The following is a 26,133-nucleotide window of genomic DNA, read 5'->3' as shown; positions in this document are numbered from 1 at the left end:
AAAAAATGCAATCTAGTGCAGCCTTCAGCAAAACAAGGTGCTAAAGTGTTAATTCGGCCTGCCGATAAATTTAGAAATAATAAAGACTTGGATGTTTATTAAGCAAACCTTGTTTACATTCATTTATATTTGGTTGCATTTCAGTGCTAGTTAAGCTTAACAAACTGGTGACGTTGTGCTCAAATAAGGTCACTGCATTTATAACAATAAACTTGTATTGTTTTTCAGGGTTCGTGGATGTCACTATTTCGTTTCGATGAAGATGAGGGATATTTATATCTGGTTTCTCATCCAACAGAGTCTGGTTTTCCAGCAAGTGCTTCTCAGTTAATTGAGCTGATTGAGGACTCGCCATATGCTGATTGCGAGATTCTCGACGCGAATGTGGGTCAACTGTTTAATGGTTCTGAATTTCCCGAAAAAGACTCTCTTGCCGTTGGCCGTGCGGTAAATGCTTTTATTTCTATTAAAGTCCTCGAAGATAATATGCTCGCTGAAGCACATATTCGCACAGCTCGTGGCGGAAAAATGGTGAATATGCATCAAGCTAAGCGTGCGTTGCGAGACGCAGGTGTAAAAAAAGGCGTTAATGTTCAAGCATTGGACGCTTTGTTAGGACTACAATTCGAAAAGTCACCTGGTGAAGAGTACTCGGGAATTGTTGCCCATGGACAGTCCGCTAAAGACGGTGATGATGCACGTTTTATTCGCCTGTGTATGACAGCGCAGGACAGAGTGTTGAGCCCGCAGGAAAAGTCTGGTGGTAAGGTCGATATGCGAGACCTCGGGGCGATAATTACTGTTAAGCCTGGTAGTCCACTAATGAAAAAGATTCCGGCAACCAAAGGCGAAAAAGGTTACACCGTATTCGGTGACATAATAGAGCCAACCCCCGGAAAAGACGCAGATCTAGAAATCTCAGATGGCACCAAACTAGACAGCAAAAACCACAACCTACTCATAGCTGATTCCAAAGGGGTACCCGTTGCTATTCCTCGTGGAATACGTGTCGACGACGTGTTGTGTTATGAGAACATCGATGTTTCCACAGGTCATGTGGAGTTTGATGGCAGTGTTATTGTCAGCGGTGACGTTAAAGACGGCATGAAGGTCAAAGCCACTGGTGATGTTACAGTCATCGGTTTTGTTGAGTCTGCGCACATCGAATGTGAAGGCGCATTGACTATTGTACTTGGTGTAATTGGCAGAAAACGTGCTGATCCCGCCGATCCTTTCTCCTGCATTTTGAAGTCCAGAAGAAACTTGTCGGTGGGTTATGCTCAGTATTGTCATATCGAAAGTGAGCAAGATATCTTAATCGAGCGCCAAGCGCTGCATTGCGATTTATCTGCCCGTCGTTTGATTAAAGTAGGTAAAGGTGAAATACCGCGGGGTAAATTAATCGGTGGTAATGTGCTGGATGCTATGCGTATTGAAACCGGTGAGCTCGGAGCACCATCAGGTACAAAAACCAGAATTGCAATTGCCCAAGGGTTCGATTCATTGCAAGAAAAGCACAAAAGCTTTTTGGACTTAGAAAAGGCTCTGGCTAGCAAAGCCGTAGCGATTTCTCAAGCGAAAGCAAAGGCAATAATGTCGCCAGCATCAAGAAAGCGTGATGAATATATTGCTAAGTTAGAACAACGAGAAAAGCAGATAAGTCAGCACTATGCACGAAATCAGCGCAACATTAAATTAGTTCAGCAGAAGATTGCTCGTATGTTGCGGCTAAGCCGTGTAACGGTCAATGAGCTTATGCATCCCGGTACAGAAGTTTGCATCGCCAAAGATAAAAAGTCGTTTTCGCGAATTTATCCACCCAACTACGTAAAGTTGCATGAAGGAAAAATTACTCAGCAATTTACCACGAGTAAGGTGCCTGCTTAAAAAGACAGCTTAATTGCAGTCTTTTTCGTTATTTGGTTCTTCGGCTATTTCTTCGTTTTTTGACAACGGCCAGCCACCTAAAGCTTGCCACTTATTAACGATGTGGCAAAACAACTCAGCGGTACGTTCAGTATCATACAAGGCGCTGTGCGCTTGGCTGTTGTCAAACTCAATGCCTGCTGCGCGACATGCTTTAGCTAATACGGTCTGCCCAAGCGCGAGGCCCGCCAAAGAAGTGGTGTCGAAACTGACGAACGGGTGAAATGGTGTACGTTTAATATTGTTACGTTCAATCGCTGCGTTTAAAAATCCATGGTCAAAAGCCGCATTATGCGCCACGACAACTGAGCGTTGGCAGCCTGCGGCTTTTTGCGCTTTGCGTACCGCTTTACATATTTCTTTGATAGCATGTTCTTCTTTTACTGCGCCACGTAGCGCTGAAAAAGGGTCAATACCGTTAAACTCGATAGCGGATTGCTCGATATTAGCGCCTTCAAAAGGTTCAACATGAAAATGTACAGTCTGATCTAAACTTAATAGGCCGTCGTCATCCATTTTTAGCGTGGTAACCGCAATTTCCAGTAAGGCATCAGTATTTTTATTAAAGCCTGCGGTTTCAACGTCGATAACTACAGGAAAGAAGCCGCGAAAGCGTTTTGAAAATAGCGTGTGCTCAGTGTCAGACATAATCTTCTTGGTTTGGGAAATTGAGCGGCCTATTATACTGATACAATGCAAAGATGCGAGTTCCATAGCAGTAGTTTGTAGAGTTAGTTGGTACAGTATTTGCTTTCTATTAATCGAATTTGTGCATCAGTAGTGCCAATATATTGGAGTGAAAAGTGGTAAGACTCGATAAAAGTGTGATCTCTTTAGCGTTTGGTGCTGTTGTGGTGTGTACACCTGCAAGTGCGGCAATGCGGCAATATGCTGCCGAAGCCGATTCATCGCATTGGGTTGTTGATCAAAAGAATCGTCTATCTTGTGAGTTGAATCATGAAGTACCGTACTATGGTGATGCCATTTTTACTTCAACAGCAAGTAAAAACAAAGCACTGACTTTTAATCTTGATATGGTAGTACAGCCAGAAGGGTACAGTTTTGCTGGTGTAGAATCCGTCCCGCCTGCATGGCGTGCGGGTAAAGCAGCGCGAACGCTAGGTCAAATGAAATTACTGAAGCAGTTCGATGGGGAACTAGGCAATGATTACGCGTGGGAATTGTTGACTGAGCTTGAAAAAGGTTACTACCCAACTTTTTATTATCAAGATTGGCATAATAAAGTGGACCGAATTTCAGTTGCGTTGTCGTCGGTGAATTTTAAGCAAGCGTATTGGGCTTTTCTACAATGTCGTGACAACCTATTGCCGTTTAGCTTTGAAGATATTGCCTTTACTGTGATGAATTACAAAAAGAATTCTAGTGAGCTTACCAAGTCATCGCAAAAACGCTTGGATATGATAGGTGAGTACCTGAAAAATGATCCATTAATTGAACAAATCATGATATCGGCATACAGCGATAGTCATGGTGGACGAGAAACCAACTTAGTACTTTCCAAAAAAAGAGCGGAGGCGATTAAAACCTACATGGCCAGTCTTGGGGTAGCTGAAGACAAGATCTTAACTGACGGCTTTGGCGAAAAACGTCATGTAGACACGAATGCCAATGAAATTGGTCGGCGTAAAAACCGTCGTGTAGTGATCCAAATAGCTCGGCCTTAATCGGCCATTTGAAGCGCAGCAAACGGACCTTTGATGCGCTTTGTGTTCGTAATTAACCTCAAATCTTATTACGAATTAGCTCCCTAACCATAAAGCGAGCAGGGTGAATAGCTTGATGTACTCGTTCACTCAATGGTCTAGGTTCAGCCAAAATAGCGGATACCAAGTGCTCTGTCGCCAGTGGCGCACTGCAAAGCCCTCTCGCTCCGAAGCCTGTGATGATATGCAATCCTTCATGTGGTAAGTTTGGATTAGCAAAGCCATACTGTTTACCGACTCTCAGATTAGCGAAGGCGCTAGTAAAGTCATCTTGTTGCTGGACCTGTCCAAGCATTGGCAAATGGTCGTTAAAACAACAACGCACCGCGGCTTTGGCGCTGGTGACATCTCCCAAGCTTTGTGCAAACTCAGTATCTTGATAAAAGCCCATAAGTTGGGTGCGGTTAAGTTGGTTGTCTTGGTCGGTAACTTCACGGCTTTTGGTATTTTTGTCGAAGGTTGCTCCCATGCAATGTAGGTTTTCATATGCAGGCGTAAAATAGCCTTTATGGCATAAAACGGTTGCGAGTTTGCTGGACTCTGGACCCGCTTTGATATGAGAAACTTGTCCACGTACACCGTGTAATGGGATATCCCGTGTTTGTTCAAATCGGTCAGAATGCTCTCCTGCACAAACGAACACGTCGCTATACGGGCCGAACTCCTGCCCACTGCTTTGCAAGTACCAGCCATTTTCACGTTTTTCAATGTGTTCTATATCGGTATCAAAGTGGCTTTTGATGTCAGTAAGAGTTTTTGCATGTTGATAAATCGCGTTAGTTGCTTCTGCGGGATTTAACCAACCGCCTTCAGGAATAAACAAACCACTGTACGGTAGAGTAACATTTGCAATTTTTGAAGCCTGCAATGGGGTCACAAAATGAATGAGAGCTTCAGGCCATTGTGATTTTTCAATTAATTTTTGGTGTTGTGACTGTTTAGCTTCATTAACCCCTTGCAATAGCACACCGCACCAGTTGTGTGCAAAGTTAAAGCCAGCCTTTAGCACGGTATCATATAGCCGTTTTGCATATAAAAAGCTGTGTGCGTAAAACTCACTGGGTGGCGTGAAGTCTGCTTGCAAATTTGGGTAAAGTGCGCCTTGGCGATTATGAGAAGCACCTTTGGCTAGCTCGTTATCTTGGCAATACAAAGTGGCAGAAATACCTCTTTTGGCCAAGTGATATAACAAGCAGCTGCTGGCTATGCCACCGCCTATCACCGCAACGTTTTCGAGTTTGCGTGGTGCTGTTTGGTAGAATAACGGCGTGTTATGTTGCTGATTAGCTTTTTCTAATCTGCCAACCACCATTTCTCTCTTTCGGCCGAATCCTTTAACTTTTTTACAATCAAAGCCCGCTTGTTGTAATCCTCGCCTCACAAAGCCAGCTGCGGTAAAAGTGGCAAACGTCGCATGATCGCGACTTAGTGCAGCCATGGCATCAAATAGGCTTTGTTGCCACATGTCAGGGTTTTTACTAGGTGCAAAACCATCTAAAAACCAAGCGTCTACAAACCCTTCGGCACCATAGCTTAGCTGTGGCAAGTTATCATGGATATCTCCAAACCACAGATCAAGAGTGACAGCACCATGGTCAAACTCCAATCTATGACAGCCTTGTAAGGCGATCGGATATACCGCACAGAGTTTATCAGCGAAGGCTTTAAGGGTAGGCCAAGCCTGTAGTGATTTAATTAAATCGTTAAGGTGGATCGGAAATTTTTCAAACGACACAAAGTGGAGTTGTTTGACCTTAGCGTCTTGCGCTTTTTGTTTGAATTGCGCCCAAGCATTCAGAAAATTCAGTCCTGTACCGAAGCCTGTTTCAGCGATAACAAAGCGTGTTCGGTCATGATGGTGTAACCGCTCGGTGATATGGTTCTGCGAATAAAACACATAGTGAGATTCAGCTAAACCATCATCATTGGAAAAATAAACATCGTCAAAATTGTCTGCCACGGGTGTACCGGCATCGTTGAAGTGTATTTGAGCGTTTCTTATCATCAGGGTACTTCTACTTGTTTCGTTTGTGCGGTATTTTACTGTCAATAAAGGCAATAGCCAGGTTGCATTTTTGCCAATTTAAGTTCAGAGTACGAGTGTACGCTGGAAAGCTGACCACTTATAATATCATTTCAGCGTAGAATACACATAATTTAGTAAAGTTCTAAGGGAATTACCCATGAGAAGAGCCGTTATTACGGGGATCGGTGTTGTTTCTAGCATCGGCAACAACAAGCAAGAAGTATTAGAGTCACTAAAAGCGGGCAAAAGTGGCATTGCTTTTAACCAAGAGTTCGCGGATTACAATTTGCGTAGCCAGGTTTCTGGTAAAATTGATATCGACGTTAAAGCTCTAGTTGACCGTAAAGCGCACCGCTTTATGGGAGATGCAGCTGCATTTTCCTACATTTCAATGGCCCAAGCGATTGAAGATTCAGGCTTAACTGAAGAACAAGTGTCAAATGAACGCACTGGTCTAATCGTTGGTTCAGGCGGTGGTTCATCAAAGTATCAAGTCGAAGCTGCTGATATTCTACGCGAGAAGGGCGTTAAACGTGTTGGCCCTTATATGGTACCGCGCACGATGGCAAGTACGACTTCTGCATGTTTGGCGACACCATTTAAAATCAAAGGTGTAAATTACTCAATCAGTTCAGCGTGTGCGACGTCAGCACACTGTATTGGTAATGCGGTTGAGCAAATCCAACTTGGCAAGCAAGACGTTATTTTTGCTGGTGGCGGTGAAGAGCTTCACTGGACATTGGCGATGGAATTTGACGCGATGGGTGCCTTGTCAACAAAATATAATGACAACCCAGAAGCTGCATCACGTACTTATGATGCAAACCGCGATGGTTTTGTTATTTCTGGCGGTGGCGGTATTGTGGTTGTCGAAGAATTAGAACACGCTTTAGCCCGTGGTGCGCACATTTACGCTGAAATCGTAGGTTATGGCGCGACGTCAGATGGTTATGACATGGTAGCACCATCAGGTGAAGGTGCTGTGCGCTGCATGAAACAAGCGATGCAAGGTTTAGATGCGCCGATCGATTACTTGAACACCCACGGTACGTCAACCCCAGTAGGTGATGTAAAAGAGCTTGGTGCGATTCAAGAATTATTCGGCAGTAACTCTCCAGCGATCAGCGCAACCAAGGCGATGACAGGTCACGCGCTTGGTGCAGCAGGTGTACACGAAGCAATTTACTCATTACTCATGCTTGAGCATGACTTTATTGCTCCTTCAATCAATATCGACGAGCTAGATGAAGAAGCGAAAGGCTTAGATATTGTTACAGAACGTCGTGACGGACCGCTAAACACGGTAATGTCAAACAGTTTTGGCTTTGGTGGCACTAACGCTACGTTAGTAATGCAAAAGTATAAAGGGTAATAGATTCTCAGTGATTGATATGCAACTTATGGTGCATATCAATACAAAAAAACCTCACATGCTCGTGAGGTTTTTTTATGAAAGTGAAATTTAACGCGTGTTGTGCTTCATTAAGCGTTCTTTGTCACGAGACCAATCTCGGTCTTTAATATCGGCACGTTTATCATGCATTTTCTTACCTTTAGCAAGGTAGAACTCTAATTTTACCCAGCACTTTTTCCAATACATGGCCGTTGCAATCAACGAGTAACCTTCACGTTCGGTTGCACCGATCAAACGATTGATCTCACGTTTATTGAGCAGCAGTTTACGATACCGCATTGGATCGCAAATCACGTGCGTAGAGGCGCTGTTGAGAGGCTGTATTTGACTACCTAACAAGAACGCTTCGCCGTTTTTGATGTGGATATACGTATCGGAGATATTAACTTTGCCGGCTCGGATGCTTTTCACTTCCCAGCCTTGTAGCTCGACACCCGCTTCGAATTTTTCGTGTAATGAATACTCATGACGCGCTTTTTTGTTGAGCGCTATGGTATTGCTGTTTGATTTATTTGATTTTTTCTTTGCCATAATGGCTTAGTTTACCTACAAATTGCTTGCTAAGACAGCGCTTTTTATACGATGACGCGTATTTTTACTTAGTCATAGCTCCCAAACAAGATAAATCTTTAAAACCTTGGTAAAATCCGCCTATTAGAGTTTGGAGTTGCTATGCCACAGATAGAAAAAAGTGCTTTGGTGATGTATAGCACCAAGGAAATGTTTAACTTAGTGAATGATGTCGATTCGTATCCTGCATTTTTGCCGCATTGTACTAATGCTAAGGTTCTTGACGAGAATGCAGCGGGAATGACAGCCAGCTTAGAAATATCTAAAGCAGGTTTAAAGAAATGGTTTACGACCAAAAATGAGTTCGCTGGAAACAAGATAAAAATGTGCCTTGTCGATGGCCCGTTCAAATCATTACATGGCTATTGGGAATTTACTGAGCTTGATGAACAGGCCTGTAAAGTGAGCTTGAAATTAGAGTTCGAGTTTGCCAGTAAATTAATTGAGATGGCTTTTGGTAAAATTTTCAATGAAGTAGCAAAAAACATGGTCGCTGCATTTACTCAGCGCGCAAAAAGCGTTTATGGAGTGAGATGATGATAAAGGTTGAGGTGGTGTTCGCGTTGCCAGATAAGCAAACTGTATTGTTGGCGGATGTGCCAGAAGGAACATCTGCAGAGCAAGTGGTTATGCAATCCGGGATTTTAGATAAATGCCCAGAAATTGATCCGACAAATTTAACTTTGGGGATATGGAACCGTACTTGTAAATTACATCAAGTGGTAAAAGAAGGGGATCGAGTTGAGATCTACCGCCCGTTGATAGCAGACCCGAAAGAAGCTCGTCGACGTAGAGCAGATAAAGCCAAAGAAGAAGGCAGAGCGAATAAGATCACTGGTGGCAGACCACTAAAGTCTGGCGAATAAAAAAGGGGATTGATCAATCCCCTTTTTTATTCGCTAACAGAGCGCAATCAATTACATATCCAGCGGAGTGTTAAATTCTTCTGGTTCTTTAAAGTCACCGCCGATACGTACTAACTTGTCGTTTTCGAAATAAACAGTGAATGACTGAGTAACTTCCGACTCTCTATCAATGTTATAGACATATCTGTAGTGCCAGACATTATCGTTGAAAGCATCTTTCGCAAGTGGAGTGCCTAACACGTAAAGTACTTGCTCACGGGTCATTTGCACTCGCAGTTTGTCGATGTCCGACTGCTCTAAGAAATTACCTTGTGGCACATTGATGCGATAAATCCAGCTTGAACAACTAGATAAAAAAACAGTCATCATTACAGCGCTGAGCCATACAGAAAGGGTTTTATTAGACAGCATGAAATTGTGTATCCTTATTATTCGTTGATTGCATGATACCGATTGCACAGAGAAGGTAAAGCTTCTTTGATGGGTTTGGACACGCTTATAGGCAAAAAGTTCTCACTGTTACTCGGTTAATCAAAGATATGCATTCTATTCGTCTAAAAGCTATTCAGATATTGAAGTTAACAAGTGATGGGAAATAAACTAAACGGCTGTTCAATAGAGTCCTGGTATTTGTATATTGTTGAGACCAAACTGGGTCATTGGTATACAGGGATCACGACAGATGTTAAAAGACGTGTTGCGCAGCATGAAAGTGGCAAAGGGGCGAAAAACTTGCGTGGAAAAGGACCGCTCAAACTGCTTTTTGAATATCCAGTTGCGGATAAGTCGACAGCAGCAAAACTTGAGTGGCAGGTCAAGCAATTAACCCGAGTTCAAAAAGAACGATTTGTTGCCAGCAAAGGGGCGACAGCTAATGACGCAATAAAGTCATTAATGGTTTTAACTGCGTCTTCATAGCGGGCTAAATCTATGTTATCTAAGGTGTCGGTTGTCTTGTGGTGGTGTTTATCGTCTCCCGAACCGAAGTAAATATACGGGATGCCTTGCTTATAAAAAGCGTAATGATCACTGGCTTTATGCCAATCTATGCGCGGGTTATTACTGTAGCGTTCCATCTGTCGGTTAGACAACACGACAGTTAGGTTGATTAGAGCAGGCGTTAGATGTCTTAAAGCTGTTTTATACTCATGTGCGCCACGAGAAAGTAGTGCGTAAAGTCTATTATTTCTGCCGACAGCCAGCATATCTAAATTGATGTTTATTGCGATATTATGGTTAACCGCTAACTGATTCGCATAAAATTTAGCGCCATGCAAGCCGCTTTCTTCTGCATCGGTGGCAACCAAATGAACGTTTCTCTTCAGTGGTTGATCAACCAATTGATGAGCTAAATAAAGCAGCGCAGCTGTGCCAGAAGCATTGTCATTTGCACCTGGATAATATCTGCTTCCTGTAGTGCCCAAATGGTCATAATGTGCGGAGATCAGTATGTCATCTTCACAATCAATAATGGTGCAAGGTAAAGTGACGACAACGTTGTGGCCAGAAGCTGAAGAAAAAAATCCTTTGCTAAACCTAAAGCTTTGAAAAGACGGCACAGCGCCTGCGTTTTTAAATTCATTGAAAATGTAACGGGCGCTGACGTTAGGTTGTTCTACTCCTGCTTTTCGGCCTGCATGCTCGGCACTGGTAAGTAGTTGCAACGAATTTATTAAGTTAAAGCCAGTGGAAGTTACGGTTCCACTGGCTTGACGTTGCGGAGGTAGGCTTGCCTGCGTTGCACCACAGAAAAGGGCGAACAGCATCGCCGAAATGGTACGCAGCATTAATTGGCTTCTCTCGGCTGATATTTAGCGACACTTTTTAGCATTGCAAGTTTCCCTGCGTAGCGTTTTTGGTCGTGTGTAAAGTCTGCGGTGTTAAACGCTCGTTGCAGATAATCTTCAGTGCGAGACATGTCACCCTGAGCGTAATAAACCATGGCCATTCCGAAATAGGCGCCATGAATTTTATTATTTAACGCTCTGGCATCCCTAAAGTGTCTCAACGCTTTATCGTAATCGTTTTTTTGCAACGCTTCATTTCCTAGCACGATTTGATAATACGGGTTTTGTTGTCTGGCGTGGTGAATACGTGACTCAATGTTTTCTGCTATTTGTACTCTGTCAGTCAGGCGATAAAGTTTTGCCAAATTACCTAACACATTACGATTGGCGCTATTAAGTGCCAAAGCTTGCTCATAAGCGCGCTCAGCCAGCTCGTATTGGTTTGTGAGTCGATATAACACCCCTAAGTTTCCCCAAGTTCCATCATGGTAAGGATCTGCTTGGATAGCCGCTTTATAATAACTATAAGCCGTATCAAATTGCTCGGCGATCATCGCCATCGCTCCCTTGTTGTTATAAAACATCGACAATATCCTGTCCGACGTGATGGCGTGAGTATCAAAGCCTTGGTCACGACTGTTTGGATCAAAATCAATGGTGGCAGATCTAGGGTTAGTGTATAGAGTGTTCACATTATCTAAAGAAGTGTCGTACTCCGATACCTTTATATTTACGTGACCGGTGAGTAGACTATAGCCACGACTTCGATCCCAAAACTCAGGTATATCTACACGTTGGAATTGGGTGCGTAAGCCTAAGTGTTTGGCGATGGAGTATGACAATATAGAAAGAGACAGACAGTTGGCGTTAAGGTTATAAAATGCTTGGCTAGCGGTTAAATTGGCACCGGATTGATAAGCTAAGGATGCATCTCCACTGTTGATTAAGAAATCCATTAAGGAGTCGGCCATTTTTAAGCCATTATTCTGACCAAAATAAAAGTCCAGTTTACTCCGAATATCCGCGTTTAAGTTAAACACATCACTTCTAGTCTCTACCGCATGTGGAGTAAATTTATTGGTTGAATTTACAATCGTGTGGTCAATTTGTACTGATTTTGAAGATTGGCAGCCAGTTAGCAGAACCAAGGTTACTAAGGGTACTATTAGTTGTAGTTTCATTACGCCTCCAAAGCCAATACGCTACAAACCTGTAAGCGGTAAAAGCATCAACCATTTTTACATTTACATGTCCCTTGATTGCTAAAACGGTTAAAAATTCGAATTGATTTAAGCTAGTACCTTAAATTTAGTACAAAGTCTGCACAATTTCGTCAGTGTTTTGTTACGAAATATGAATGCATAGGTCGGGTTTTTGTTAAATCAGTACTTGGAGATAGCAAGGTGGGTGCGAGAGTTGGCCCACCTTTTTTGTATTAGAAACTGGCGACTAAATCATCTAGTGCTTTAGCAGACTCTGAAAGACGAGCAATTGCTTGCTCTGTCTCTAGTTGTTCATTCATGACCATATCGCTAATTTCACTGATCTGCTCAATGTTGCGTCCCACGTCAGCCACCACGTTACTTTGTTCTTCCGTTGCGGTAGCAATAAGTGCAGTCATATCATTTATTTGATTAGCCGTTTCGGAAATTTCCAACATTAAATCGACGGAAGTCTGCATCGTTGCAACACTTTGCTCTGCTTGTGAACTAGAGCGCTGGATCTGCGCGACCACCGCATCAGAAACTTGGGTTAATTCAGAAATAGTATTTTGAATTTCATCCGTTGATGTAGAAGTTCTATTTGCTAATGCTCGTACTTCGTCTGCAACTACCGCGAAGCCACGACCATGTTCACCGGCTCTTGCAGATTCAATGGCTGCATTAAGTGCAAGCAAATTGGTTTGCTCTGAAATTGCTCTAATCACGTCTACGATATTGGCAATTGAGCGCGTTTTTTCCACCAAGCTAGCAACTTGCTCCGCCATGTTATCGATATCAGTAGAGAGCAAATGAAGCGTTTCTTGGCTTTGTTGGACGCCTTGTCGGCTTTGTTGAGTTGAAGTCTTACTTTGTTCGGTTAACTTTGCCGTATTAGTGGCACTGGCTGCAATCTCTTGAACCGTAGCGCCCATTTGGTTGATTGCCGCAGCAACAGAAATAGTTTGTGTCTTTTGGTCATTTAACGAGTGCGAGTTTTTCTGGCTCTGTTTAAAGACTTGCTCACTACTTTGGCGGATTGAGCGACTTTCAGCAGCAACTAGCTTAATCGCTTCTTCGATTTTGTCTATAAATTGATTGAATCCCCCAGCAAGAGCCTGTAATTCAGGTTGACTCGCGTTAGGTACGCGATAATTTAATTGTGCTTTGCCATTGCCTAATTGAGCAAATAACTCAGCCATTTTATTGATTGGCGCGCTTAGGTTTTTCGAAACCAACAAGCTGACCAAACTGGCAATCACAGCGATGACAACGGCAAAAGTCACTATTTGCCACTGTAACTTTGTGGTAGCACTGTAAACTTCACTGGTCGGAACCTGCGCAATGACCAGAAGATCGGTGTCAGGGATCGGACTTGCGGCAACCAGGTTGGCATTTCCATTGACCATGAGCTCTTTAACGAGAAATTGCTGAGTGCTCGAGAAGGACTTGCCTTCGACACCGTAAAAATCTGCGAGTGTAGCTTTTGCAACCATGCTGGCGTCAGGGTGAAGCTGCACGCGCCCTTGTCGATTTACCACGAAGACAAAGCCGGACTGCTCAATTTTTAAATTAACAAGCATGCGCTGCATGTCATCAATACTTTTTGCCAGTCCAGCAAGACCTATTCCATTGACTTGCTGATGATTAACGAACATTTTTACGTCACCAGGCGATTCTTGATAAATACTGATTGAATAAGGCTGTGCGCTTTGTGTAAAGGCGAAAAACCAGTTGTCTTGTTGGCGATTTAGCTTTCTCAAAAAGCCTTCTTGGTTCCAATAGTGACCAGTATTACGATTAGCCCAAGAAGCCGTGACCAAATTATACTGCTGTGTAATACGCTTTAATTCTTCAACTAGCAGTGTTTCGTCAAGTGTGTTATTGGTTGCGCTTTGGACTATAAAACGGTTGCTAGAGAGCTGTTGTGCGGCACTTTTCAAAGTGTCGATTTGTAGCTGAAGTGACTTGTTGATACTTTCAACTTTGCTCGGCAATTCTGAGCCCAGCATTCGTTGCTGAGTCATTGTTTTGGCACTGTATACCGATGTAAACCCGATGAGTACTGCAACCAAAATAGCAATGATGCTACCGAGCAAAGTTATTCGCTGAGTGATTGATAAACCAGTATTTTGCATTTTCTATGTGTCATTAATCCCGTGGAACCAATAATTCTATCATAGTAAATAATGCACGATAAACTATCGAAATAGGTTAACAGAATGGTGTTTTTTGCTTTAGATTTAAGTACAAAGCGGTAATAGGGCAAAAAATAAGGCCCTCATTCCAGGGAGAAATTTAGGCCTTGGTTACTAACAAGCGAAAGGTTTCGATTAAATGGACTCCGCCATGTAACCCAAATCAGGTAATACGTTTGTTAAACAATCTTTTTCATTGCAGACATGTATCCGCGCAGTGTTTCACCCACTTTTTCAACAGGGTGGGAACGTAGTGCTTTATTAACTGCAATCAGTTGTTGGTTATCAACGTAGTTAGATTCAGTGGTCAAGCCTTCGCCGATGTCTGCACTGCTTATTGATGCCATAAATGGTTTAAGTAATGGTAAACACGCATGATTATATAAGTAGCAGCCATATTCTGCGGTGTCTGAAATTGTACGATTCATTTCAAACAGTTTTTTACGTGCAATAGTATTCGCAATTAGAGGCGTTTCGTGCAGTGATTCGTAATAGGCCGACTCTGCAATGATCCCTGCAGCGGTCATGGTTTCGAACGCTAATTCAACCCCCGCTTTCACCATCGCGACCATTAAAATTCCCTTGTCGAAAAATGCTTGCTCTGGAATTTCTTCGTCACAATTAACTTGTTTTTCGAATGCTGTTTCAGCGGTTTCTGCGCGCCAAGAAAGTAGTTTAGCGTCGTCTTCCGCCCAGTCAGCCATCATGCCTTTAGAAAACTCGCCACTAATGATGTCATCCATGTGTTTGTTGTAAAGAGGGCGCATAATCTCTTTTAGTTGCTCACTTAACTCAAAGGCACGAAGCTTGGCAGGGTTAGACAACCTGTCCATCATATGAGTGATACCACCGTGCTTTAGCGCTTCGGTAATTACTTCCCAGCCGTACTGAACCAGTTTTGATGCGTAACCAGGTTCGATTCCTTCTTCAACCATTTTGTCGAAACATAGCAAAGAACCAGTTTGCAACATACCGCATAAGATGGTTTGTTCACCCATTAAATCAGATTTTACTTCGGCAATGAAAGAAGACTGTAAAACTCCTGCTTTGTGTCCACCAGTCCCAGCTGCGTAAGCTTTGGCTTGTTCTAACCCTTTGCCTTCAGGATCATTTTCTGGGTGTACAGCGATGAGGGTAGGGACACCAAAGCCACGTTTATATTCTTCACGCACTTCAGTACCAGGACACTTTGGCGCAACCATAATAACCGTAATGTCATCACGTACTTGCATGCCTTCTTCAACAATATTAAAGCCGTGCGAATAGCTTAATGTGGCACCGTGTTTCATTAGCGGCATAACCGCGCTGACTACCGCTGAGTGTTGCTTGTCCGGTGTTAAGTTAAGCACGAGATCAGCGGTTGGAATAAGCTCTTCATACGTACCAACAACAAAGCCATTTTCACTGGCGTTAAGGTAAGATTGACGTTTTTCTTCAATGGCTGATGCTCTTAACGCATAGCTCACATCAAGACCTGAATCTCTAAGGTTTAATCCTTGATTCAAACCTTGTGCACCACAACCTACAATGACGAGTTTTTTGCCTTCAAGCGCCGTGACACCTTGTTCAAATTCTTTAGGGTCCATAAATTCGCATTGAGAAAGCTGAGCTAATTGCTCACGTAGTGGTAAGGTATTAAAGTAATTCGACATGTTAGTTCCTACTCTTGAACGGTATTTAGTTGTTACGTCCAGATTAGGGGGGAAGTGTGATTGCGTAAAATGATATATTTGAAGTATAGTATTTCAAAAAGTGAAAGGTTATGAACCATAAACAACTACAGTATTTTCTCGCTTTGGCTGATACCTTGCATTTTTCGCGCGCCAGTGAAAGGTGTTTTGTTAGTCCACCTACCTTAAGTCGTCAAATCAAACAATTGGAAGAAGAAGTTGGCGCAGCCCTCTTTTTACGTGATAACCGCTCTGTAGAGCTTACTCAACATGGTAAAGCATTTATAAATTATGCCCAATCGACGCTGGCAAATTGGCGACAATTTAAAAGTGAATGTGTTGACGACAATAAGCCACTGACAGGTGAGCTAAGCCTATTTTGCTCAGTAACAGCAACTTACAGCTTTATTTACGATTTGTTTTCTGAGTTTCGTCAACGGTATCCGGCCATTGAGCTTAATTTAATTACTGGCGACCCGGCTCATTCCATTGCCGAAGTTGCCAGTGGTAAAGAGGACGTCGCGGTTGCCGTAAAACCTCGGCACTTACCACAAGGGATTGAATATTTGCCGATAGGTCGTTCTAGATTGGTTTTCATTGGTCCAACCATGGATTGCCCGTTAAAAAGCACCATTGATAAGCACAGTCAAGGCGCTATGCCATGGCAGGAGTTGTCATTTATCATGCCAGAACACGGTGTGTTAAAAGAACGCATTGACCGGTTTTGTAAGCATCATCATTTCACTCCCAAAGTTTATGCACACGTGTCGGGCCACGAAGCAATGGTTGCATTGGCAAGTTTAGGTTTTGGTATCGCTTGTGTACCAGAAATTGTGATTATTCAGAGTCCTTTTAAAAACCAGGTACAAATACTACAACTAAGGTCTGAGGAAATTGAAATTGGACTAGTCACTAAGACAAAAAGGTTATATGATCCGGTGGTAAAAGCACTTTGGAGTACTGCTAAAGGATTATTTAAGCTGTAAAGCAGCCATTCAGTTAGCGTGACTACACTGTGCCCATCTATCAGTTTAGTAATGAATGAGGTGCATTCGTGTCTACTATCTTGGTTGCGCAAACGGATCTGAATATGTCTGCTAGGCAACAGCAATTTCTTGAAGAACAAGGATTCAAAGTTGAAAAATTGGAAGCTTTGAATCAACTAGATAACTTAACTTGCAAGGAGTATTCTGGCGTTATTTTGGACCAATCTCTTGCATCGCTACCAAACGGTGATTCGATAGATCATTTCAGAAGTAAACTTAAAGCGCCAATTATCGTCAGCCTAAATACAGACGATGAGGATGTACATAGCTTATATTTGGAGCTTGGTGCTGATGATGTGATTTTTCAATCGGCCAAACCTAGGCTGTGGCGAGCAAGGCTTGATGCGTTACTTCGTCGCGGTCAGTCAGATAAACTACTTCAGCAACAAGACAGCAAACTCACCTTTGGTCAATTAAGTATAGATAAAGACGCACGCCGGGTTGAATATCACGGTGAGGTAGTAGATCTAACAACTCATGAATTTGAATTACTATGGTTGTTAGCAAGTCACGGCGGTAAAGTCGTAAACCGAGAATATGTGTTTGAGCAAATTTTAGGAAAGTTCTATCGACCTGATACCAGAACCATCGATGTTCGAGTTTCAAGACTCCGTAAGAAGCTACAAGACAACCCATCTCGACCAGAAAAAATAAAAACGATTTGGCGCAAGGGTTACTTGTTTGTTCCTGATGTATGGGGCTGAATACCCAATTTTTTGCAGGCGCTCAGGCGCCTTTTTTATTTCATGCGCTATAATTTCCCACACGCCGCATGCTGATTACTTACCTATGATAACTTTTACCCCTCAACTGTGTTTTACATAACTTGCCCACTGATTCCTACGTAAAGAACATGTAAAACTGCAATGAAAAGTCCATAATTGTTGTTTTCATGGCAACGCAAATAATATTGATTGCTATTTAGATGTGTGTATAATTTGCAATTAATTAGAGAATACAAATACGAATAATTTTCATAGGAACAATAAAATGTTACTTAAGAAGTCTCTGTTAGCTACATCTATCCTAGCTGCAACACTTGGTTTAACTGCCTGTGGTGGTTCAGGCTCAAGCAGCAACTCAAACAACGATAATGATGGCGGTAATACTGGTACCACTAACAAAGCGCCCACGGCGATTACGCTAACGCTTGGTGGTGAAGTACACGAGAACCTAGTTGGTCAAACAATTGGTACTCTTTCAGCAACAGATGCAGATTCAAACGAAACATTTACGTTCTCAACCACTGATGCGCGTTTTTCAATTGATGCTAATACATTGAAGCTAAGTGATGCCGTGGTGCTAAACTATGAGACAGAGCCGAAAGTTTCACTTGAAGTTAAAGTAAAAGACAGTGCAAATAACGAATTTACCCAAACCGTAACGTTTGATGTTACCGATAGCAAAGACTATGACTTTGTTAATGCAGAGAGCGGCGAGTCAAGCGTCTCTTATTCTGGCCAAATCGCGCGTCACGTGTTGATTAAAGAATTATACAATTATATCGGTGGCGACCAGTTTGTAACTGATGCTTCCGAAATGACACCTGTTTTATTACGTGAAAAGCTGCGTTTGTTCTATCAGATGTCAGAAGCGGAATACGAAAACCTAAGTGGTCAAATTGCGATTACTTTCACAGGCACTGCTGAAAATCTACAAACAAACCTTGCGGCTATCTCAGGTAGTTATAAAGACTTATACGGTAAAATTGCAGGAGCGCCAGGTGAAGCAAAGACTCAATATAAAAATTGGACCGATGGCACCAGCTTTGTCGGTTGGCAAGGTCTTGAAAATAACACACCTGATGGCTTGATGAATGCTTTGTTCGATCAACTTGTAGCACGTGCGCAAAGCGCAACAGCACAAACGCCAAATGGGCAAGAAATTGACAGTATTTATGTAACTGCAGACGGTGTTGATCTTAAGCAGCTAACGCAAAAGTTCTTGTATGGTGCTGTTGCATTCTCTCAGGGCGCAGATGACTATCTAGACAACGCGACTGAAGGTAAAGGGTTACAAACTAGCAATGTGTATGGTGAAAAAGCGTATACCACACTTGAGCATCAGTGGGACGAGGGTTTTGGTTACTTTGGTGCTGCGCGTAACTACTTAAGCTATACAGATCAAGAAGTTGCAGGTAAAGGTGGACGCGAAGCATGGCAGGGTAGCAACGATTATAACGCAGATGGCAAAATTGACTTTAATTCAGAGTACAACTTCGGTAACTCAACCAATGCTGCTAAACGTGATTTAGGTTCTGATGGCCAAACTGATTACAGTAAAGCTGCTTTCGATGCATTTTTCGCAGGTCGTAAGTTGATTTCTGACAATGCGGGTACTGAGTTGACAGCCGCTCAGCTAACTGAGCTGAAAGAGTATGCCGTAGCAGCAACTGATGCGTGGGAAAAATCAATTTCTGCAACGGTTGTGCATTACATTAATGACACGGTAACTGATCTAGAAGAGATGAAATCGGGTACCTATGATGCGGCTAAGTTTGAAACTCTAGCTAAGCATTGGTCAGAGATGAAAGGTTTTGCGTTAAACTTACAGTTCAATCCCGAATCACCATTCAATAAAGCAGCTAATGCAGGCAAGTTTGCAGAGCTTCATGAATTGATGGGTATTAAACCTGTACTCACAGATGAAGTTGCGACAGCAGAATATATCACTAAGCTTAATCAAGCACGTGATATTCTTCAGCAAGTGTACGAGTTTGACGCTAACATCGTTGCTGACTGGTAATATTCAATAATTTACAAAGATAAAAGGTTAGTTTTTCGGAGCTGACCTTTTGTTGTATCTGATATCGAATAAAAGAGGCTATTGATGGCTCCTAAAATAAAACCTTTGTTGCTCGCAAGTACCATTGCATTGCTGTTAAGCGGTTGTGGTGAAAGTACTTCCAGCACTAGCGGAAAAGACTTTAAAGGGAATGAAACAGACAACACGGATACCGTCACAGTTATAAGCTTCGATCAAAAGAAGTTACTCGTTAATCTTACCGATAATGTAATCACTCCTACCTTTGAACAGTTCGCTGAAAAAGCACAATCTTTACCAGCACCAATAAAAGCCTATTGCGATCTTGAAAGCGAATTTGATCCTACGATGGGAGATGACCAAGCAAAAGCCGCATTAGACAGCGCCAAAGTCGTTGCCCAAGACGCATGGAAACAAACCATGGTGAGCTGGCAGCACGCAGAATTGATGATAGTTGGGCCTTTGCTTGAAAATGACAAAGAACTGCGAAACGATATCTACTCGTGGCCCAAAGGTAGCACCTGTAGCGTTGACCAAGACGTAGCATATTTTGAGCAAGGGGATATTGACGGCATTCCATACAATATTCGTAACCGCTCTGATAGACGCAAAGGGCTAGATGCTCTTGAATATTTGCTGTTTAACGAAGAATTAGCTTATAGCTGCAGCAACTCAATCATTGCAGGTAATGTGCTTAATGGCTGGAATATTCGTAACGAACAAGAGCGCAAAGCGGCTCGTTGCCAGTATGCAGTTGAAGTCGCAAATGATCTCAGCCATTCTGCGCAATCATTACTTAATCAGTGGAGTGGTGAACAAGGATATGCTCAAGTATTAAAAACAGCAGGCGATCCAGGCAATAAGTTTGACACTGAAACTCAAGCGATCAATGAAATATCCGACGCGTTATTTTATATGACCGAAGAGCTGAAAGACTATAAATTAGCGACTCCTCTTGGCATGTTCGCCAATAGCTGTGGCCGTGAAGCATGTCCAGCAGACGTAGAATCGCGTTACGCCAAGCATTCGATAGAAAACATTAAAGCCAATATTGCCGCTTTTGAACAGCTGTTTTTGGGTGGAGGCTCTGAACCTTCAAACACAGGATTTGATGATTTCCTTGATGAACAGCAAGCAACAGACACGAAAGAAGCGATGTTACAAGGTCTAGCTGATGCGAAAGCTGCCGCTGATTCACTGCAAAGTGATTTACAGACTACACTTGCCACTGATCCTGAATCAGTAAAACAAACCCACGGCAAGGTTAAAGTGGTAACCGATGAGCTAAAAAGTGACTTCATCAATAAACTCGCGTTAGAGCTTCCAAAAACATCGGCAGGTGACAATGACTAGGGGTAAAGTAATGAACAAGTCGCTATTGGCAATCGCTGTATTATTGGCAATTCCACACGCTTATGCTGGCGATGATCAAGCCGACATAGAGCATATTTCGATTATTAGTCATCACGATAAACTAAGAAAAGAGGCAGGCTCTGCCACTTTATTGTCAGAAGAACAGTTAGCTGAATATGAATACGACGATATTCATCGTATTTTATCTAACGTACCGGGTGTGAATATTCGTGAAGAAGACGGCTATGGATTGCGCCCAAACATTGGCTTTCGCGGGGTGACACCAGAGCGAAGCAAAAAAATCACCATTATGGAAGACGGTGTTTTAATTGGGCCTTCCCCTTATTCTGCGCCTGCGGCTTACTATTTTCCAGTTACTACGCGCATGACTGCGGTTGAAGTATTTAAGGGCCCTGCCGCAATCAAACATGGACCGCAGACGGTGGCTGGTGCACTAAACCTTGTGACCAGGCAAGTGCCTGAATTTACCGAAGCAGGAATTGATGTTGCGACAGGCAGCGATGGCTACAGTAAAGCACATGGTTATTACGGCTCAGTAGTGAACAACATTGGCTTTCTTTTTGAAGCGGTAAATCTGCAAGCCGATGGATTCAAAGAATTAGATGGCGGTGGTAACACTGGATTTGAGAAGAACGACTTTCTTGCTAAGTTTAATTACAAGCTTTCGCAAGGTGATCTTAAGCATACCTTTGGCTTAAAACTAAGTTATGCAGATGAACTCTCAGACGAAACCTATCTTGGTTTGACAGATGAAGACTTTGCGAAAAATCCATATCGCCGTTATGCCGCTTCTCAAAATGCGGAAATGGACACTAAACATACGCAAATTATGTTTTCGCATTTCTTAGAAGCTGACGACTTTAGAGTGACTTCTCGCTTATATCGCAACGACTATGAGCGCGCATGGTTAAAGCTTAACGGTATTGGTGGTAAAGATGATCCTTCCCTACAGGCAATTCTACATGCACCAAAACTTGAAAAGCATCAAAATGCCTATGCGCTACTTACTGGTGAACGAGACTCCGTCGTTGCAGGTGAAAGTAGTCTGTTCCTTAACATGGGCACAAATGACCGCGAATACTTTTCGCAGGGTTTGCAAATTGATGCAACAGCTGATGTTGAACTGTTAGGTTTTAACCATGACTTATCGGTTGGTTTACGCTTCCATGAAGACGAAATCGAACGTAAGCATTTTGAACAAACCTATGCCATGGTGCAGGGCGTGTCTTCTTTAGTTGAAGGCTCTAAAGAGTTTGCTACCCTAAACGTTGAAAATACCAAAGCTTGGTCCGTGTATGTTGAAGATAAAGTGCAATTTGATGCGCTAACGCTAGGTGTAGGCCTGCGTGGTGAATTAATGGACATGCACTATCAAAACAACAAAAAAGCAGAAGACTGGCAAGATAAGACTACCCGTATTTGGATGCCAAGTTTGAGCGGTTTTTATCAACTAACGGAAGATTCCGGCCTACTATTTGGTGTACACAAAGGTTTTACTCCATCATCGCCAAAGCAGCCTTCCAATGTTGAACTTGAAACCAGTATTAATTATGAGTTTGGTGGTCGCTTCAACGATGGTATCACCCAGCTGGAGTTGGTGAGCTTTTACAACGATTATGAGAATCTGAATGAAAGCTGTGGACAGTCGAACTGTGGTGTTAACGATGATCAGGGTCGCCAGTTCAGTGGCGGTGAAGCTGTGGTTTATGGCTTCGAAATGCAGTTTTCTCAGCGCTATCCATTGAACTTACAGTTAGATATTCCATATAGCTTTAATTACACTTATACCAAAGGTGAGTTCCAAAACGAGCGTTATACGACATTTGCTCAATGGGGCTATGTGAAAGATGGCGATGATTTACCGTATCTGCCAAATCATCAGGTAACATTTAATGTTGGCCTTGCCGCGAATGATTGGAAAGTAAACCTGTCAGTTAAATATGTTGGCAGTATGCCAGAGACCGCAGGGCGCAGTGACGAATACGAGTTGATTTTAGAGGGTGAAAAAGTGCCTAGCAGCACGATTGTCGATATATCAGGCAGCTATGAGCTGGGCCGTTACGGACAACTTTATGCCAAAGTTGACAACCTGTTTGACGATGTTGAAATTGTCAGTAGGCGGCCTTACGGGGCTCGTCCAGGCAAACCAAGACAGTTTAGCGTTGGATACAAGTATCAATTCTAAAATATGATGAGCCACTTGTGCTCTGTAAACGTATAGCAATCAAGGGTCCGACAATGGGCCCTTATTTATAAAGAGGAAAGAATGTTAGAGCAGTTGTGGCAAAGCGTTATTCAATTACCAAGTTACTTAATTGATGCTAATAAGCGGATTTATTTGCCATACCTTGTCTCGGCTATTTTAATGGCGATACCGGTTTACTGGACCCTTGAAAAAAACAAATCTTTGCAAAGCTTTATACGCTTTTTGTTTCCCCGAGAGGTATGGCTAAGTCACAGTGCAAAGCTAGACTACTGTTTACTAGTGACCAACCGCTTGATTAAAGCTGCGTTATTTGCACCTATTGTATTGACCATGGTGCCAATAGCGATGGCCGTGTCAGGTGCGTTAGAAACCCTATTTGGGCCTTCATTACACTTGGACGTTGCCTCTTGGGTAGTCATAAGCCTTTTCACCTTGGCGTTATTTATCGTTGACGACTTTACTCGATTTGTCTTGCACTTGCTATTGCACAAAGTCCCGTTTCTTTGGGAATTCCATAAAGTTCATCATTCTGCAAAAGTACTGACGCCGTTTACTATATATCGCTCACACCCGGTCGAAAGTTATCTATACGCTTGTCGTATGGCTTTAGCGCAGGGGTTCGTGGTTGGGCTGGGATATTATTTATTTGGTAGCGCGTTGAGTATGTACGATATTCTTGGTGCAAATGCGTTTGTATTTATCTTCAATATCTGCGGCTCAAATCTTCGTCATTCTCATATTTGGTTGAGTTGGGGAGACAAAATAGAAGGGTGGTTCATTAGTCCTGCACAGCATCAAGTACATCACAGTAATAATCCAAAGCATTTTGACACCAATTTAGGATCAGCATTGGCGATTTGGGATCGTATGTATGGTTCGTTGATAAAGGCGTCAGTAGCGGGGAAAATTTCCATTGGCGTGGGACAATATGATGCTGGTCATGACTCTTTAGTCGCAATATATGCAAAACCATTCATTGAAGCGATTAAAACGATAATACCTAAAAAAGTGAAGAGTAGAGCAATAGAAGAAAAGAGAGAATAGGCTGACGACGGGCATTGTCAGCCTATATGGGAGAGCAGGCTCCCTAATTCAGTTTAGTGTAAACGGCTTTCTGGTTTGTTGCGATAAAAGCCAAGCTCGTTTAATTTTTCAATCAACTGAGGATCGTCTAGTCTCGACGGTGTTTCTTCCTCACGTAGATAGTGGTCGGTTGGTACAGCGTGCATATCTAGCATTTTATGAAATAGAATATTGCGTATTGTTAGCGCTGTCATTCCACTGTCTTGGATCGCATCCAGCTTGTCTTGGAGATCAGAAAAAGGTGCGGCTTTTGCGTCATCTACCACAGCAGCGAATTGACCGTTTAATTTACTTTTTAACATAAAACCCCCAAAACTTAATAAAATCACAATCCAATGTAATTCGTTTCTAAAAACGAAAAAAATCTAATTTTTGTGTAGAAAATAGATACTTATGTCCTTAACCACGTAGCCAGTGTACTCTGAAGTGGGGGCGAATTTCCAACTTGGATGTAAAGGTTTGTAAATCGGATAGTTACAAACACAAGAGGAGGTTAAATAGGTACATTCGTAACAGTATGAATTCGATATGGAAATGGTTATCAGTACCAATATTGATACTGATAACGCAACAATTATTTAAGAAAATAATTCGGTTTTGACGTGTTCTGCAAAGCCGCTACCCGCTTCTAGATAAAAATTATATGTAGAATTGACTCCCATTTCTTCCAATTCTTTTTGTTGATCCGGGTAATTTGCTATTGCAGTAACCTGACCTTTATAGCCTGACGCTTTTAGCTGTTCGAGTGCATAAACATTCTGCATGTGCTTTGGCATTGCCAGCATAACCATCTCGACCTGAGAATGATTTACACGTTGCCAGAAATCAGGGTCAGTTGCATCTGCGGTTAATACTCGTCTGCCGCGTTTAACGTGCTTGTCTACAACCTCTGGTTTTATGTCAACGCCTGCAACGGTATCTGGGAAGCTAGCCTGAATCGTTTCATAAGCACCTGTACCAATTCTGCCCATACCAAAAATAACGATTTTGGTATCACCTAAATTCACGGGAAGTTCTTCTTCTAAACGTTCTTTATGCTCAATTTTAAGCAGCCAAGGCTCTAGTTTGACATAAATTTCATTGGCTTTTTTGTTGAGCGGAGAACCAATGACAAAGGTAATAGAAACCGCAATTGCGACAACCGCAAGCCAATCAGCTGCAATGACACCCGTTGTGGATGCGACCGCACATACAATTAAACCGAATTCACTATAGTTGGTGAGCGTAAACGCGCTTAGCAATGACGTACGCGCTCTTAAACGGAACAGGTTGGTGAATATGTAATATAGCGCGACTTTGAGTGGTAATACGATTACCAGCACTAAAGCAATCAATAAAGCATCGAAACTAATACTCGCATTGAGACCGATGTTTAAGAAAAACCCCACCAATAGGATATCTTTAACATTGAGCAAAGACTTTGATAATTCGCCGGCTTTTTTGTGTGGAGCAAAAATCATCCCGATGATCAAGGCACCCAAATCCCCCTTTAACCCAGCAAATTCAAAAGCGTGATAACCCGCAACCAAAGCGAAGAAAAAGCCAAACAATGGCAGTAACTCGCCGTGTTTAGAGCGATTAAGCGTCCAAAACATAATTGGGCGAACAAGTGGTAGACCAATTAACAACGCCAAAGCCCAAACGTTAGGTGCTTTACCGGTACTAATCGCAAGAAATATAACAGCAAAAATATCCTGCATGACCAAAATGCCAATAGATATTTTGCCGTGCAAGCTAGCCATTTCGCCACGTTCTTCAAGTACCTTTACCGCGAATACAGTACTAGAAAAACTAAATGCAAAGCCGAGCAATAACGCACTCTGTGTGGAAATACCAGTAAATAGGGGGAGACCAAAAACGCTAAATACCAAAGCTAAGGTAGCGAAAAAAGCTGTGCTGGCAACAATATGCATCGTTGCAGGTGCCCACACTTGGGGTTTCATCAGGTTACTGACCTTTAGCTTAAGTCCAATACTGAATAACAATAGTGTCACGCCAAGGTCTGCAAGTAAGGTCAGTAAATCGGTGGTCTGGTGGCCAAGCAAATTCAGCACGAAACCGGCCATCAAAAAGCCGATCAGTGGAGGTAATTTTAATTGGTAAACTGAAAAACCGCAGGCAAACGCCACAGCAAAATAGAGTAATTCCATAACAACACATATTAATCTGACATAGAACCAGTGTAACAAAACCCTATGATTTATAAATTAAAAAGTTTTAGATTGAGATGCTTAATTGACGGTGTTTTGGCAACGTTTTTGTTTATTTAACTGAATTTCAT

General features: G+C 42.5%; 22 protein-coding genes. 12 read left to right on the top strand and 10 right to left on the bottom strand.

Annotation, left to right across the window (positions count from 1 at the left end; all coding sequences use genetic code 11):
- Positions 1 to 237: 237 nt before the first annotated feature.
- Positions 238 to 1,887, top strand: coding sequence for a DUF342 domain-containing protein (locus ACSLBF_RS09555; protein ID WP_440053188.1), 1,650 nt, complete (start codon positions 238 to 240; stop codon positions 1,885 to 1,887).
- 9 nt (positions 1,888 to 1,896) lie between these two features.
- On the opposite strand, the gene rnt is transcribed toward ACSLBF_RS09555, so the two are convergent.
- Positions 1,897 to 2,574, bottom strand: a complete 678-nt coding sequence (rnt, locus tag ACSLBF_RS09550) for a ribonuclease T (RefSeq protein WP_440053187.1) — start codon at positions 2,572 to 2,574, stop codon at positions 1,897 to 1,899.
- A 176-nt stretch (positions 2,575 to 2,750) separates the two neighbouring features.
- Between rnt and ACSLBF_RS09545 the strand changes: the two genes are divergently transcribed.
- A complete protein-coding gene (locus ACSLBF_RS09545; RefSeq protein WP_440056214.1) occupies positions 2,751 to 3,611 on the top strand; it encodes a flagellar protein MotY in 861 nt (286 codons plus the stop codon).
- 58 nt (positions 3,612 to 3,669) lie between these two features.
- On the opposite strand, the gene mnmC is transcribed toward ACSLBF_RS09545, so the two are convergent.
- Positions 3,670 to 5,655, bottom strand: coding sequence for a bifunctional tRNA (5-methylaminomethyl-2-thiouridine)(34)-methyltransferase MnmD/FAD-dependent 5-carboxymethylaminomethyl-2-thiouridine(34) oxidoreductase MnmC (gene mnmC, locus ACSLBF_RS09540; RefSeq protein ID WP_440053186.1), 1,986 nt, complete (start codon positions 5,653 to 5,655; stop codon positions 3,670 to 3,672).
- Positions 5,656 to 5,833: 178 nt separating this feature from the next.
- Here mnmC and fabB point away from each other — a divergent pair, with 178 nt between their 5' ends.
- Positions 5,834 to 7,048: a beta-ketoacyl-ACP synthase I gene (gene fabB, locus ACSLBF_RS09535; protein WP_440053185.1), complete on the top strand. Its 1,215-nt coding sequence runs from the start codon at positions 5,834 to 5,836 to the stop codon at positions 7,046 to 7,048.
- 90 nt (positions 7,049 to 7,138) lie between these two features.
- On the opposite strand, the gene smpB is transcribed toward fabB, so the two are convergent.
- A complete protein-coding gene (gene smpB / locus ACSLBF_RS09530; RefSeq protein ID WP_440053184.1) occupies positions 7,139 to 7,621 on the bottom strand; it encodes an SsrA-binding protein SmpB in 483 nt (160 codons plus the stop codon).
- Between the two features lie 141 nt (positions 7,622 to 7,762).
- Between smpB and ACSLBF_RS09525 the strand changes: the two genes are divergently transcribed.
- Positions 7,763 to 8,197: a type II toxin-antitoxin system RatA family toxin gene (locus ACSLBF_RS09525; RefSeq protein ID WP_440053183.1), complete on the top strand. Its 435-nt coding sequence runs from the start codon at positions 7,763 to 7,765 to the stop codon at positions 8,195 to 8,197.
- Complete coding sequence (locus ACSLBF_RS09520; RefSeq protein WP_440056213.1) at positions 8,197 to 8,526, top strand: RnfH family protein; 330 nt, start codon at positions 8,197 to 8,199, stop codon at positions 8,524 to 8,526. The genes ACSLBF_RS09525 and ACSLBF_RS09520 overlap by 1 nt, the downstream gene beginning before the upstream one ends.
- 51 nt (positions 8,527 to 8,577) lie before the next feature.
- Here the strand turns inward: ACSLBF_RS09520 and ACSLBF_RS09515 are convergent, their stop codons facing one another.
- Positions 8,578 to 8,937, bottom strand: coding sequence for an outer membrane protein assembly factor BamE (locus tag ACSLBF_RS09515; protein WP_440053182.1), 360 nt, complete (start codon positions 8,935 to 8,937; stop codon positions 8,578 to 8,580).
- 177 nt (positions 8,938 to 9,114) lie between these two features.
- Here ACSLBF_RS09515 and ACSLBF_RS09510 point away from each other — a divergent pair, with 177 nt between their 5' ends.
- A complete protein-coding gene (locus ACSLBF_RS09510) occupies positions 9,115 to 9,444 on the top strand; it encodes a GIY-YIG nuclease family protein (protein WP_440053181.1) in 330 nt (109 codons plus the stop codon).
- Here ACSLBF_RS09510 and ACSLBF_RS09505 read toward each other — a convergent pair.
- From ACSLBF_RS09505 to ilvC, 4 genes are all read right to left on the bottom strand, one after another.
- Positions 9,360 to 10,313, bottom strand: a complete 954-nt coding sequence (locus tag ACSLBF_RS09505) for a M20/M25/M40 family metallo-hydrolase (protein WP_440053180.1) — start codon at positions 10,311 to 10,313, stop codon at positions 9,360 to 9,362. The genes ACSLBF_RS09510 and ACSLBF_RS09505 overlap by 85 nt on opposite strands.
- Complete coding sequence (locus tag ACSLBF_RS09500; protein ID WP_440053179.1) at positions 10,313 to 11,494, bottom strand: tetratricopeptide repeat protein; 1,182 nt, start codon at positions 11,492 to 11,494, stop codon at positions 10,313 to 10,315. The genes ACSLBF_RS09505 and ACSLBF_RS09500 overlap by 1 nt, the downstream gene beginning before the upstream one ends.
- Positions 11,495 to 11,748: 254 nt before the next feature.
- Positions 11,749 to 13,650, bottom strand: coding sequence for a methyl-accepting chemotaxis protein (locus tag ACSLBF_RS09495; protein WP_440053178.1), 1,902 nt, complete (start codon positions 13,648 to 13,650; stop codon positions 11,749 to 11,751).
- Positions 13,651 to 13,889: 239 nt separating this feature from the next.
- Entirely contained in the window at positions 13,890 to 15,362 is a 1,473-nt protein-coding gene (ilvC, locus tag ACSLBF_RS09490; protein ID WP_440053177.1) for a ketol-acid reductoisomerase, read from the bottom strand.
- A gap of 110 nt (positions 15,363 to 15,472) precedes the next feature.
- Here ilvC and ilvY point away from each other — a divergent pair, with 110 nt between their 5' ends.
- The 6 genes from ilvY to ACSLBF_RS09460 all read left to right on the top strand — a co-directional run bounded on the left by ilvY (position 15,473) and on the right by ACSLBF_RS09460 (position 23,813).
- Positions 15,473 to 16,366, top strand: a complete 894-nt coding sequence (gene ilvY / locus ACSLBF_RS09485) for an HTH-type transcriptional activator IlvY (RefSeq protein ID WP_440053176.1) — start codon at positions 15,473 to 15,475, stop codon at positions 16,364 to 16,366.
- Positions 16,367 to 16,434: 68 nt separating this feature from the next.
- Positions 16,435 to 17,130 (top strand): winged helix-turn-helix domain-containing protein, encoded by a 696-nt coding sequence (locus ACSLBF_RS09480; protein ID WP_440053175.1) that lies wholly within the window; start codon positions 16,435 to 16,437, stop codon positions 17,128 to 17,130.
- A 286-nt stretch (positions 17,131 to 17,416) separates the two neighbouring features.
- The gene (locus ACSLBF_RS09475) at positions 17,417 to 19,171 is read left to right on the top strand and encodes a DUF4856 domain-containing protein (protein ID WP_440053174.1); all 1,755 of its coding nucleotides are present in this window, start codon (positions 17,417 to 17,419) and stop codon (positions 19,169 to 19,171) included.
- 84 nt (positions 19,172 to 19,255) lie between these two features.
- Positions 19,256 to 20,542, top strand: coding sequence for an imelysin family protein (locus tag ACSLBF_RS09470; protein ID WP_440053173.1), 1,287 nt, complete (start codon positions 19,256 to 19,258; stop codon positions 20,540 to 20,542).
- A gap of 10 nt (positions 20,543 to 20,552) precedes the next feature.
- On the top strand, positions 20,553 to 22,748 hold the full coding sequence (locus tag ACSLBF_RS09465; protein WP_440053172.1) for a TonB-dependent receptor family protein: 2,196 nt from the start codon (positions 20,553 to 20,555) through the stop codon (positions 22,746 to 22,748).
- A gap of 81 nt (positions 22,749 to 22,829) precedes the next feature.
- Positions 22,830 to 23,813, top strand: a complete 984-nt coding sequence (locus ACSLBF_RS09460; protein WP_440053171.1) for a sterol desaturase family protein — start codon at positions 22,830 to 22,832, stop codon at positions 23,811 to 23,813.
- A gap of 53 nt (positions 23,814 to 23,866) precedes the next feature.
- Here the strand turns inward: ACSLBF_RS09460 and ACSLBF_RS09455 are convergent, their stop codons facing one another.
- Positions 23,867 to 24,154 (bottom strand): hypothetical protein, encoded by a 288-nt coding sequence (locus ACSLBF_RS09455; RefSeq protein WP_440053170.1) that lies wholly within the window; start codon positions 24,152 to 24,154, stop codon positions 23,867 to 23,869.
- A 276-nt stretch (positions 24,155 to 24,430) separates the two neighbouring features.
- Positions 24,431 to 26,002, bottom strand: coding sequence for a cation:proton antiporter domain-containing protein (locus tag ACSLBF_RS09450; RefSeq protein ID WP_440053169.1), 1,572 nt, complete (start codon positions 26,000 to 26,002; stop codon positions 24,431 to 24,433).
- Positions 26,003 to 26,133: the final 131 nt, after the last annotated feature.

It is taken from the genome of Pseudoalteromonas sp. T1lg65, assembly GCF_051930985.1.
GTDB lineage: Bacteria > Pseudomonadota > Gammaproteobacteria > Enterobacterales > Alteromonadaceae > Pseudoalteromonas.
Note: the sequence above shows the minus strand (reverse complement) of the source record. Positions and strands in the feature narration are given on the sequence as shown.